Origin of the sequence: Salmonella sp. NW722 (genome assembly GCF_051702785.1) — a bacterium.
GTDB classification, from domain to species: Bacteria; Pseudomonadota; Gammaproteobacteria; order Enterobacterales; family Enterobacteriaceae; genus Salmonella; species Salmonella enterica.
Genome location: NZ_JAMMIN010000005.1, coordinates 365,626 through 378,375, shown reverse-complemented (window position 1 = coordinate 378,375; position 12,750 = coordinate 365,626). Strand labels below are relative to the sequence as shown.

Below are 12,750 nucleotides of genomic sequence, written 5' to 3'. Positions count from 1 at the left end.
ACGTTTTGCGGAATGTTGCTCCCTCTATTGTAGTCAGCAGGGAAGGGAGAAAAATGGAGGAATTATGGAACACGGCCGGGATTATTCTGAATGGCGGCCCGCTTTGCGAGGCGCTACGCAACTCTTATCGGTGAAAATCGTTAACGCGCCGGAGTGCGGTAAAGTGGCGGCACGGCAATGAAGGTAAGCCACCGATTTCAGCAGGACGCTGAAACGGGAAAGCCCCTCCCGAGGAAGGGGCCAAAATAAGGAAAGGGTTATGATGAAGGTAGTCATCATACTGGTGATACTCTTAGTGATTAGCCTACCAGCTTACTAAGACACCAGGGGGAGGAGGAATCCTCCCTTACCCTCACTCCTGACGTTAAGCCACATCAAGAATAATGTCAATCCATCAGCGCTGGGCTTGCGAGGCGCTTAGCGGAAAACGACCTCCGCCCAGCGCGCCAGTCCTGCGGTGACGGAGCCGAAATCATCGCCGCCAGCGACGGGTATGCCCGGTAGCTGTTCGGAAAGCGCTTTTTTAATCAATGGCGAACGGGCGCTGCCGCCGGTCAGATAGATGACATCCGGTTTTTCCTGCGCGCTGTCCAGCGCCAGTTGCACCTGTTCCAGAATACGCGCCAGCGGTTGATCCAGCGCCGCTTCCAGTCCTTGCTGGCTGATAGCGACCGCCAGGTCGTCGCTGATAAATGGCAGCCTCGCCGTAACATCCGCCTGGCCGGAAAGGGCGATTTTGCTCTCTTCCGCGCAGCGTACCAGGCGGTAACTAAGCCGCTGACGCCAGACCTTGAGCAGCAACGCGACCTTGTCTGCTTCACGCGCGTTGCGAACCAAATCGTTCAACAGACGACCATTCGCGCTACTGTAAAAATCGCTTTGCGCCGGGACGTCGTTAATCGCCACGGCGTTCCACCATGGCAGCACCGGCAGGGCGATACCTTTTTCGGTTTCGCCGCCCATGCCCAGCAAAGGCATCAGATTTTTAAAGGCCAGCGCGATATCCAGATCGTTTCCGCCCACGCGGCAACCGCTGTGCCCCAACAGGCTGCTTTCACGATCGGCGCGCTGACGCCACTGCGGCCCCATCAGCAGCATGGAACAGTCGGTGGTGCCGCCGCCAATATCCACGACCAGCACACGCTTCTCTTCCCGCAGCGTAGCTTCGTAGTCCAGGCCCGCCGCAACCGGTTCATACTGGAATACCACCTCCTGAAAACCGGCGCGTTTTGCCGCCCGCTCCAGAATACCCTGCGCCTGGCGGTTCGCGTCATCGCCACCCAGTCCCTGAAAGTTGATCGGGCGACCGATCACCGCCTGGGTAATGGCCTCCGGCAATTGGCTGTGCGCCGTATGACGAATATGTACCATCATGGCGCAGACCAAATCTTCAAACAGCGCGACCTGCTGCGGTTTCAGGCCGCTGGCGCCTAAAAAGGATTTTGGCGATTTGACAAACCAGACCTCCTGGGGATCGTCAATATAGTGCGCCAGCGACGCCAGACCAAACTGTACGCTTTGCGCGCCAACCTCAATATCTTCCTCGCGGTTGTAGCGTATCGCGCGGCGTAGCAGCGCCTGGGTTTCTTCGTCCGTTGCCGGCACATCATGATGGCGATACAGCCACTCGCTCACCGCTTCGCGCGTCGGCGCGCACAGCATAGACGGCAGTAATGCGCTGTTATTCTCCATTGTCAGCAACTGTGGATGCCCGTCGCGCATAATGGCGACCGAGCAGTTTGCCGTACCGTAATCAAATCCTATAAACACCTTAAAATCCCCATGCCAGTGAAGAAGGGGCGTGACTTTAGCGAAATGTCGTCGCGGCGACAACTGGAATATGAAAGCAAGGCGTTACGTGCGATTAGCGTTTATGCTGAAAGGTCAAATAAAGGAGAAAAGTATGTTTACCCTGAGCTGGCAGCCGCCTTACGACTGGTCGTGGATGTTGGGCTTTCTTGCCGCGCGTGCGGTGGACGGCGTGGAAACGGTAGGCGAGGGCTTTTATGCGCGCAGCCTGGTGGTGGGCGAGCATCGCGGACTGATCAGCGTGAGCCCCCATCTGCCCACCCACACTGTGCAGGTCAGCGTGAGCGCCGGATTACTTCCCGTCGCGCCGGCGTGTCTGGCGAAGGTTTCGCGTCTGTTTGATCTTGACTGCCAGCCCGCGCAGGTTGCCGCCGTGCTGGGGCCACTGGGCGAGGACAGACCGGGGCTGCGTTTACCGGGATCGGTTGATACGTTTGAACAAGGCGTGCGGGCGATACTGGGGCAACTGGTGAGTGTCGCGATGGCGGCAAGGTTGACGGCGAAAGTGGCGCGCCGCTATGGCGAGGCGTTGCCGGATGCGCCCGATTATGTCTGTTTTCCCGGTCCGGAAACGCTGGCGTTGGCCGATCCGCTGGCGCTTAAAGCTCTGGGGATGCCGCTGCGGCGCGCCGAAGCGCTGATTCATCTGGCGCAGGCGACGCTGGCGGGAAAACTGGCGCTCGCCGCGCCGCCGGATATTGAGCAGAGCGTTAAAAATTTACAAACGTTTCCGGGAATTGGCCGCTGGACGGCGAACTATTTCGCCCTGCGCGGTTGGCAGGCAAAAGATATCTTTTTACCCGATGATTACTTAATTAAGCAGCGCTTCGCCGGGATGACGGCCGCGCAGATCCGTCGCTACGCGGAGCGCTGGAAACCGTGGCGTTCCTACGCGCTACTGCATATCTGGTATACCCACGGCTGGCAACCGTCAATGGATAGCGAAATAGCTGGTATTCAGTAATAAATCCAGCGGTTGTGCTTCGGCGATAGTGTCGCCATAAATCAGATCCACGCCAATACGGGAGAGCGTATCCAGCACCTGTGGGTTTTGTACCGGCCCGGCGAGCGTTTTGATGTCCAGATGCTGGGCGTGTCCCTGGATGATCGAGGTCAGCATTTCATCCATTAAACTTTCATGAACGTTGGCGATAAGGTCGCTATCCAGCAGTAAATAATCGACGATATGCGGGGGCAGTAAATTAAACAGCTGTAAATCGCGCCCGACATGGCTGAGAATCACCTGGCAGCCGCGTTGCCGCAGTTTTCGCAGAGTCGCAGCGGCGGTCTGCGCCTGCTTAACGATAACGTCAGCCGGGATAATCAGGTGTAATAACCGTGGCGGCAGTGGGCTATGCTCCAGTTGTTCCAGCAGCTCATCAATAAGGGTCGCGCTGTATAATCCCGCGGCGGACAGCGGCAGCGCAACGCTTAATCCCTTGCTGGCGACGGCGGTCGCCGCATGGTGGAAAAACTCATGGAATACCCGTCGGTCAAGCGCGTGATGCAGCGCGGAGTCGGCTAACCCTGCCCGGAACGCGCGCTCTTCCATCACTTCCCCTTCGCTGGTCCACAGCCTGAGTGAGACCAGCCAAAAGCTGGTGGCCTCCGGCGTACGCGGCGGCGCGACGTTTCTGGCAAGCATCAGCAGGTGGTTATTTTTAATCATATGCCACTGTTCTTCCAGCGGCATCATTCCCTTTGAGGAGGTTAATGCGTGCTGCGGTTCGTACACGGTCAGACGGCCTCGACCGCTATTTTTCGCGGCGTAGCAGGCAATATCGGCCTGAGACACGACCTCTGTGAGCTGGCAGTTATGTTCATTTATCATTGTGATCCCGGCGCTGGCGCCGATCCGATGCAGGCGTCCTTCCCACATAAAGTGATACTCATTAACGGCGTTGATAAGCCGCGTCACGATAAAGCGCGCGCTGTCACTATTACAATCCGGCAGCAACAGGCCAAACTCATCGCCACCCAGACGGGCCAGGAGATCGCCGGAGCGAAGCATACTGAGCATCAGTGACGCGAGCTCGCGCAATAAGGCATCGCCGGCGGCATGTCCCGCGCTGTCGTTAACCGCTTTAAAACGGTCCAGATCGATAAACACCAGCGCATGATGTTGAGGCGATTCCTGTATTGTTTGCAGGCGCTGTTGAAGCTGTTTTTCAAAACTGGCGCGGTTGGCAAGATGGGTGAGGGCGTCATGCGTTGCGCTGTAGCTGAGCTGGCGTAACATTTTTCGTGATTCGGTAACGTCCTGGATAACCAGAACCGAACCAATCTTATCGCCGTCAAGCGTACTGAGCGGCGTGATACTGTAATGAATATCGTAGCTACCGCCGTTATGACAATGGAGCACTATCTCCTGTTCCATGTCCGATCGCGACCTGTCGGCGCGATAAATATCCTCCAGCAGCGGCCCTTTATCACCTGACGTAATGCGCAGAACCGTTAATAATGGCGCGCCTAAAGCATCCTCTTGCCGCCAGCCGCTCATCTTCTCGGCGATCGGGTTCATAAAGGTGATATTCATCGCGACATCAATACACACCACCGCTTCTCCGATAGAGTCAAGCGTGATGTGCAACCGTTCTTTTTCCTGAAACAGCGCGTCGTTCGCCTGTGTAATACGCTCCATCAACCGCTGGTTTTCCTGCTCGCTTTGCTTGAGATCGTTAATATCTTCGATCTGAGCAATAAAATAGAGAGGTTTATTGTCTTTATGACGAACCAGCGAGACGGCCAGCAGCGCCCAGACGATATCGCCGTTGCGGGTGTAGTAGCGTTTTTCCATGGAATAGCTATTGATGTCGCCGCGCACCAGCATGTTTAGCTGTTCAAGGTCGTTATTCAGGTCTTCCGGCCAGGTCAATTGCTGAAATGTCATCGTGCGTAATTCATCCTGGCTATAGCCAAGAAAATGGCTCAGAGATTTATTGACCTGTAGCCACTGACCCTCCGTACCGACCAGCGCCATACCAATGGCGGAATACTCCATCGCGTTGCGAAAGCGGGATTCGCTCTCGGTGATATGTTTACGTTCCGTGCGAAACGCGTACATCACCATCGTCATCATATTGGCAGGCAGCAGGATCATTAAAAAAGGTAGCCACGGCATATTAACCATCACGTCGGTTTTCGGCGTGGCGAGCAGCGTGGGGTCATTGGCCAGCATGAGCGAGACCACGATAACGGTAGCTAAAAAAATTAAAAACGCCTCCATTCGCGGCAGGCGCACCGCACTCCACATCAACAGGACGATAACGCACGTAAACGGCCACGGAATATAGCGCATAGCGAGCCAGCTTAGCGCCAGCGTAATGACCAGCGTCAATAGCGTTTCCAGCAACAGATGCGGGTCGCGATGACGCAATAGATAGTGTGGTTTAAACAGTAAACCTAACGGCACCAGCGTCAGCGCGCCGATGGCTTCCGATAATACCCAAATCAGAAACGCTTTCGAGGCGACCGCTTCCGGCGCTATCAGCCAAAATAACAGGCCGCCGAGTAGCGGCGGAATCACGGCGCTGCCGATAGCCAGACGAAACCAGTCATTCAAATTTTGTAAGGGGTTGTAGCTGGGCAGCAGTTTTCGCAGCAGTATCGCGCCAGTGGCCGCCTCGATAATATTTATCGCCGTCCAGCTAAAGTTAAGCGAGGCGGCCGGAAATAAAGTCAGTGAGGCGCCGATGCTGCCGAGCGAGCAGGCGACCGCGATCCCAGGCCACAGACGGCCCGCATGGCGGTAAAACGCGACCATCATAATGGAGGTGGGGAACCACAGCGGCGCCAGTTGGGTGCCGACACGCGATAATACGAGCGAAAAGAGCGTAAAGACAAACGCGACCAGGCCTAAACTGACCAGACGCAATAGCGGGTGGGGGACGGTAACGAAAACATGTTGGGATGGTTTACTCATTACCACTCTATCCGAATCGCCGGTAACGTCGCGGAATACCGGACGCGTCAGTTTACTCTGTGATTATGCTAGTATAAACGCGTAATGATTTATACGCTGGCTGAATATAAATTGTGGCTCCCGGCGTATTCCTCCTCCAGACGGGTCGATAAAACCGCTGCCCGCGTTAAAACTGAACGCTTTTACGTCGCGACGTCGAATGCGCCGCCAACAAATTCACCGTGGCATAGCGCCGGACTGGTATCGCGCTGCTGAAATCCCTATAATTGCCGCGTTTGGCGTTTCGGCGCCCCCTTCCTTACATCCAGGTTAATCAGGTCGCTAAATTTATGACTGATCAGTCTCATCAGTGCGTCATTATCGGTATCGCTGGCGCATCGGCTTCCGGCAAGAGTCTTATTGCCAGTACCCTTTACCGTGAATTGCGTGAACAAGTGGGTGACGAACATATTGGCGTTATTCCCGAAGACAGTTATTACAAAGATCAAAGCCATCTGTCGATGGAAGAACGCGTAAAAACCAACTATGACCATCCGAATGCGATGGATCACAGCCTGCTATTTCAGCATCTTCAGGCGCTCAAGCGCGGTTCGGCGATTGAATTACCGGTATACAGTTATGTTGAGCATACCCGTATGCAGGAAACGGTTCGCGTAGAACCGAAGAAAGTGATTATTCTTGAAGGTATTCTGTTACTGACCGACGCGCGTTTGCGTGAAGAGATGAACTTCTCTATTTTTGTCGATACGCCGCTGGATATCTGTTTGATGCGCCGTATCAAACGCGATGTGAACGAGCGTGGTCGCTCAATGGATTCGGTGATGGCGCAATATCAGAAAACGGTACGTCCGATGTTCCTGCAATTTATTGAGCCTTCCAAACAATATGCGGATATTATCGTGCCGCGCGGCGGTAAAAACCGCATCGCTATTGATATTCTGAAAGCGAAAATCAGCCAGTTCTTTGAATAAATCTGGCGAATTGTGTACCGTTCAGTGATAACCTGGTTAGCCCTTGATGTGCTTGATTTAAGGGCTTGATGCGCGAAAGGAGAAAGTGCCATGCGTTTATGCGACCGAGATATTGAAGCCTGGCTGGATGAAGGCCGTTTGTCTATCACCCCGCGACCTCCCGTAGAGCGCATTAACGGCGCGACGGTCGATGTACGTCTTGGCAATAAATTTCGAACCTTCCGTGGCCATACGGCGGCGTTTATCGATCTGAGCGGGCCGAAAGATGAGGTCAGCGCGGCGCTGGATCGCGTGATGAGCGATGAAATCGTTTTGCCGGACGGCGAGGCATTTTATCTGCATCCGGGCGAGTTGGCGCTGGCCGTCACCTTTGAATCCGTTACCCTGCCGCCGGATTTAGTGGGCTGGCTGGATGGTCGCTCCTCGCTGGCGCGTCTGGGATTGATGGTGCATGTGACGGCGCACCGTATCGATCCCGGCTGGTCGGGCTGCATTGTGCTTGAGTTTTACAACTCCGGGAAGCTGCCGCTGGCGTTGCGTCCGGGTATGCTCATCGGCGCGCTGAGCTTTGAGCCGCTGTCCGGCCCGGCGGCGCGGCCTTATAACCGCCGTCAGGATGCCAAATATCGCGATCAGCAGGGCGCTGTTGCCAGCCGGATTGATAAAGACTGAGCCATTCGGCGCAATACTGCCGGTCCATTGAGGGTAGCATGAGACGATTTCTGACGACGCTGATGATTCTCCTGGTCGTGCTGGTGGCCGGATTCTCTGCGTTGGTATTGTTGGTCAATCCGAATGATTTCCGCGCCTATATGGTGCAGCAGGTTGCCGCGCGTAGTGAATATCAGTTGCAACTTGACGGGCCGCTGCGCTGGCACGTATGGCCGCAACTCAGCATCCTTTCCGGGCGAATGACGCTAACGGCGCGAGGCGCCAGCGAACCGCTGGTGCGGGCTGACAATATGCGCCTGGATGTCGCTTTATGGCCGCTGTTGAGTCATCAGCTTCATGTTAAGCAGGTGATGCTGAAAGGCGGGGTGATTCAATTGACGCCGCAAACGGAAGCGGTACGCAGTGATGATGCGCCGGTCGCGCCGAAAGATAATACCTTGCCGGACGTAGCGGAAGATCGCGGCTGGTCGTTTGATATTCGTAGCCTGCGCGTTGCCGACAGCGTGCTGGTTTTCCAACATGAAAATGATGATCAGGTCACGGTGCGCGATATTCGTCTGAATATGGAACAAGATGCCGAGCATCGCGGCACGTTTGATTTTTCGGGACGCGTGAACCGCGATCAGCGGGATCTTGCTTTATCGTTCAGCGGAACGGTGGATGCTTCCGATTATCCGCATAATTTAACCGCGGGTATTGAGCAACTGCGCTGGCAATTGCAGGGCGCGGATCTACCGGCGCAGGGGATTGAGGGGCAGGGACAATTGCAGGCGCAGTGGCAGGAGGCGCAAAAACGTCTTTCATTTAACCACTTAAATTTAACGGCGAATGACAGTTCTCTGACCGGGCATGTTCAGGTAACGCTGGCGGAGCAGCCGGAATGGCAAATTGACCTCCGGTCCAGCAAGCTTAATCTGGACAACCTGTTGCCGCATCATAGCGCCGTGGCACAGACGGGCGGCGCGGTGTCGCAGGGGCAAAATACGCTCCCCCTGACCAGGCCAGTTATCGCGTCGCGTGTTGGTGCGCCGCCTTATCAGGGGCTGCAAAGCTTTACGGCGGAGATTGCTTTACAGGCGGATTCAGTTCGCTGGCGGGGAATGGACTTTACCCAGGTTTCGACGAAGATGTCTAATCAGGCCGGATTGCTGGATATCACCGAGTTGCAGGGGAAACTGGCCGACGGAGAGATGTCGCTGCCCGGCACGCTGGACGCCCGCACCGCCAGTCCACGCATCGAGTTCCATCCTCGCCTCAACCATGTTGAGATTGGGACTATCCTGAAAGCCTTCAATTATCCGATTAGCCTGACCGGTAAGATGTCGCTGGTTGGCGATTTCTCCGGGGCGGATATTGACGCAGAGGCATTTCGCCACAGCTGGAAAGGAAAAGCGCATGTTGACATGAGCAATACGCGCCTCGAAGGAATGAATTTCCAGCAACTGGTGCAGCAGGCCGTAGAGCGAAGCGGCGGCGACGCGCAGCAGTCGCAGGAAAATATGGACAACGCGACCCGACTGGATCGCTTCACGACCGATCTGACGCTAAATAAGGGCACGCTGACGCTCGACGACATGGTCGGGCAATCTTCTATGCTGGCGTTAACCGGCAGCGGAACGCTGGATCTGGTTAAGCAGAGCTGTGATACACAATTTAATCTGCGTGTGCTGGGCGGCTGGAACGGCAATAGCAACCTGATCACCTTCCTGAAAGAGACGCCGGTGCCGTTGCGCGTCTATGGCAAGTGGCAGGAGCTGAACTATACCCTGCAAGTGGATCAGTTATTGCGTAAGCATTTACAGGATGAGGCGAAGCGTCGGCTCAATGACTGGGCGGATCGCAATAAAGATACCCGCAACGGTAAAGATGTGAAGAAGCTGCTGAATAAGCTGTAGTTTTTGGCCAAAGGGCAGCGCCGGATGGCGAGGCTAACGCGCCTCCGGCCTGCCTGGTAAGCAGGCCGGGGCAGGCGAACAGACGTTACATCTCCTGGTCTGGCTCGCCGTTATGCAGCGGAATTAACTGCACTTTCTGCACTCGATGGCTTTCTACCTGCAATGTTTTCAGCAAATAATCGCCCACCTGAACCTCTTCACCGGTTTGCGGTATGCGCTGCAAATATTCCATCAATAATCCTGCAATCGTATGGTATTCCCGTTTTTCATCCAGCGGTAGCGGCACGTACTGCACCAAATCCTCCAGCGGCATATGGCCGTTTGCTGTCCAGGAACCGTCCGGGTTCTTCTGAATATCGTGGCGGGCGTCAATTTCCTCGACTTCATTCGGCAGATTACCGGCGATAGTCTCCATGACATCGCTTAATGTCACAATGCCTTCAACCGAGCCAAACTCATCTACGACAAAGGCAAAATGGGTTCTGGCGTTACGGAACTGCTCCAGCGCAGGCAGCAGCGGCAATGTTTCCGGGAAAACCAGCGGTTGGCGAATCAGCGCCCGCAGGTTGAGCGGTTCGCCGCGCAGCGATTGTTGCAACAGATCGATGACGTGGACGACGCCGAGTAAATCTTCCTGTTCATTTTCACCCGTCACGACCAGACGCGTATGCTGGTTCTTTTCCAGCAGAGCGCGGATTTCCGCTTCCGGCGCGTTGAGATCGATATGCTCGATATCGTGACGCGACGTCATGATGCTACTTACGGTGCGCTGGTTGAGATTCAGCACCCGCTCAATCATCCTGCGCTCCTGCGGATTAAAAATCTGGCTGTCGTCATGGTCTGCCAGCATCGCGGCGGTTTCCGCATCCAGTTCGGCATCCTCTTTTTTACCGCTAATCAGCCGCATCACGGCCTCCGTTGTGCGCTGGCGCAGCGTATGGTTAGCGGAAAGAAAACGGCGGCGGTTAAAAATAGCCAGTTGGTTGAGCGCCTCGATCATTACCGAGAAGCCGATAGCCGCGTACAGATACCCTTTCGGAATGTGGAAACCAAACCCTTCCGCCACCAGGCTAAAGCCGATCATTAGCAGGAAGCTAAGGCACAAAATGACAATGGTGGGATGGTTGTTCACAAATCGGGTCAGGGACTTGCTGGCGAGCAGCATCAGGCTAATGGCGATTATCACTGCCGCCATCATGACCGCCAGGTGATCGACCATCCCCACGGCGGTAATCACGGAGTCGAGAGAAAAGATAGCGTCCAGCACCACGATTTGCGCGACCACCGCCCAGAATTTCGCCCCCTTACGCTGGGTAGGGTTGGCGCTATCTTTCCCTTCCAGCCGTTCGTTGAGCTCCATGGTGGCTTTAAAGAGCAGGAAGAAGCCGCCGAACAGCATAATCAGATCGCGGGCGCTGAAGCTTAACGCCTGTACGCTAAAGAGCGGCTTAGTCAAGGTGACCAGCCACGAGATTGACGCCAGCAGCAGCAGGCGCATGATCATCGCCAGTATCAGGCCGGTAATGCGCGCGCGGTCGCGCTGCCCCGGCGGTAGTTTTTCAGCGAGGATGGCAATAAAGACCAGGTTATCAATGCCGAGAACAAGTTCGATAACGATTAACGTCACCAGTCCGGCCCAGATTGACGGATCGGCAATCCATTCCATAGTAAGAGCAATACCTTCTGTAATATGACAATTGTCACAATTCGATCATGGATAATACGGCGGAAAAATGCAATGCCGCAGAGCAATTTATCTTTGTTACGCGGCTATAAAATAACTTTAAAATAGCCGTAATGTTTCTGTCGGAAACTAAATAATGTCAAGAATATATTTAGGAAATATCGCAGGTGGAGTGGAGTAAATAAATATTGTCAACATCAATAAAATCCTAAAATCATCTGTTAATTCATTTAATATTAATCTTAAAAATATAGAATGGCGGGTTTGTTACCTTGCCTGTCATTAGGTTAGCTGCAACAATTCTTGCAGGATTAAGATAGCGCTCTTAAATATCCTGTCACGACATCGAGAAAACTATTAATACGTAACCTTTATTTCGCTGAAGATTTTTATCTGAACGAGGATGAAATCGGAGGGGAATGCGAAAATTTAGAATAATCAGTGTATTGGTAGCTAAGAAGCCAGGGGCGGTAGCGTGCCTGAAAGCCTGAATATAAGCCTTTATTATTCTGTCAATAGCCTGCGGATGAATTGATTTTTTTTCAGAATGATGCCAGTTAATTTTCTCTGCCATTAACTGCAAGGTAAATGTGCACGGACGAAGCCGCTATTTAAATTGCACAGGATAATGACTCTGCCAAAGTGATAAATAATCAATGATGAAATCCAAAATGAAATTGATGCCATTATTGGCGTCGCTCAGCTTGATAAGTGGTTGCACAGTACTTCCGGGCAGCAATATGTCTACGATGGGGAAAGATGTGATCAAACAGCAAGACGCTGACTTTGATCTCGACCGGATGGTCAATGTGTATCCGCTGACGCCACGGCTGGTTGAGCAATTACGCCCGCGGCCCAATGTCGCGCAACCGAATATGTCGCTGGACCAGGAGATCGCCAGCTATCAGTATCGTGTCGGGCCTGGCGATGTGCTGAATGTCACCGTCTGGGATCACCCGGAATTGACCACGCCAGCGGGCCAGTACCGTAGCTCAAGCGATACCGGCAACTGGGTTCAGCCGGACGGCACCATGTTTTATCCCTACATTGGCAAGGTTAGCGTCGTCGGTAAAACTTTGTCAGAGATTCGCAGCGATATTACCGGGCGTTTAGCGAAGTACATTGCGGACCCGCAGGTGGATGTCAATATCGCCGCTTTCCGCTCGCAAAAAGCGTACATCTCCGGCCAGGTGAATAAATCCGGTCAGCAGGCCATTACTAACGTACCGCTAACCGTCCTGGATGCGATTAACGCCGCGGGCGGTCTGACCGATATGGCGGACTGGCGCAACGTCGTGTTGACGCACAACGGCAAAGAACAGCGCATTTCGCTACAGGCGCTGATGCAAAATGGCGATCTTAGCCAGAACCGCTTGCTCTACCCTGGCGACATTCTGTATGTGCCGCGCAATGACGATCTGAAAGTCTTTGTCATGGGCGAAGTGAAAAAACAGAGCACCCTCAAAATGGATTTCAGCGGCATGACGCTCACCGAAGCATTAGGCAATGCGGAAGGCATCGATCTGACCACCTCCAACGCCAGCGGCATTTTTGTGATTCGTCCGTTGAAAGGCGAGGGGGGACGCGGCGGCAAGATCGCCAATATCTACCAGCTTGATATGTCTGACGCCACGTCATTAGTGATGGCGACGGAATTCCGACTTCAGCCTTACGATGTGGTGTACGTCACGACCGCGCCGGTTGCTCGCTGGAACCGTCTGATCAATCAGTTGCTGCCGACCATTAGCGGTGTCCGTTATATGACGGATACGGCCAGCGACATTCATTCCTGGTAAT

The 12,750-nt window shown here is 54.2% G+C and carries 9 protein-coding genes; 6 read left to right on the top strand and 3 right to left on the bottom strand.

What is annotated here, in order from left to right; genetic code table 11:
- Positions 1-259 precede the first annotated feature (259 nt).
- The gene (locus NA330_RS14900; protein ID WP_105887528.1) at positions 260-319 is read left to right on the top strand and encodes a type I toxin-antitoxin system Ibs family toxin; all 60 of its coding nucleotides are present in this window, start codon (positions 260-262) and stop codon (positions 317-319) included.
- Positions 320-417: 98 nt separating this feature from the next.
- On the opposite strand, the gene yegD is transcribed toward NA330_RS14900, so the two are convergent.
- The gene (gene yegD / locus NA330_RS14895; RefSeq protein WP_023206606.1) at positions 418-1,770 is read right to left on the bottom strand and encodes a molecular chaperone; all 1,353 of its coding nucleotides are present in this window, start codon (positions 1,768-1,770) and stop codon (positions 418-420) included.
- 133 nt (positions 1,771-1,903) lie between these two features.
- Between yegD and alkA the strand changes: the two genes are divergently transcribed.
- Positions 1,904-2,773: a DNA-3-methyladenine glycosylase 2 gene (alkA, locus tag NA330_RS14890; protein ID WP_000494703.1), complete on the top strand. Its 870-nt coding sequence runs from the start codon at positions 1,904-1,906 to the stop codon at positions 2,771-2,773.
- On the opposite strand, the gene NA330_RS14885 is transcribed toward alkA, so the two are convergent.
- Positions 2,741-5,731 (bottom strand): MASE1 domain-containing protein, encoded by a 2,991-nt coding sequence (locus NA330_RS14885; RefSeq protein WP_023242353.1) that lies wholly within the window; start codon positions 5,729-5,731, stop codon positions 2,741-2,743. The genes alkA and NA330_RS14885 overlap by 33 nt on opposite strands.
- Before the next feature lie 329 nt (positions 5,732-6,060).
- Here NA330_RS14885 and udk point away from each other — a divergent pair, with 329 nt between their 5' ends.
- From udk to asmA, 3 genes are all read left to right on the top strand, one after another.
- The gene (gene udk / locus NA330_RS14880; RefSeq protein ID WP_000132082.1) at positions 6,061-6,702 is read left to right on the top strand and encodes a uridine kinase; all 642 of its coding nucleotides are present in this window, start codon (positions 6,061-6,063) and stop codon (positions 6,700-6,702) included.
- A gap of 90 nt (positions 6,703-6,792) precedes the next feature.
- Positions 6,793-7,374 carry a dCTP deaminase gene (dcd, locus tag NA330_RS14875; protein ID WP_001234783.1) on the top strand — a complete coding sequence of 194 codons (582 nt, stop codon included), beginning with the start codon at positions 6,793-6,795 and terminating at the stop codon, positions 7,372-7,374.
- A 38-nt stretch (positions 7,375-7,412) separates the two neighbouring features.
- Positions 7,413-9,269 (top strand): outer membrane assembly protein AsmA, encoded by a 1,857-nt coding sequence (gene asmA, locus NA330_RS14870; protein WP_001252265.1) that lies wholly within the window; start codon positions 7,413-7,415, stop codon positions 9,267-9,269.
- 85 nt (positions 9,270-9,354) lie between these two features.
- Here asmA and NA330_RS14865 read toward each other — a convergent pair whose 3' ends face one another.
- Positions 9,355-10,935, bottom strand: coding sequence for a TerC family protein (locus NA330_RS14865; protein ID WP_000454713.1), 1,581 nt, complete (start codon positions 10,933-10,935; stop codon positions 9,355-9,357).
- Positions 10,936-11,609: 674 nt separating this feature from the next.
- Between NA330_RS14865 and NA330_RS14860 the strand changes: the two genes are divergently transcribed.
- Positions 11,610-12,749 carry a polysaccharide export protein gene (locus NA330_RS14860; protein WP_000978077.1) on the top strand — a complete coding sequence of 380 codons (1,140 nt, stop codon included), beginning with the start codon at positions 11,610-11,612 and terminating at the stop codon, positions 12,747-12,749.
- The last annotated feature ends 1 nt before the right edge of the window (position 12,750 follow it).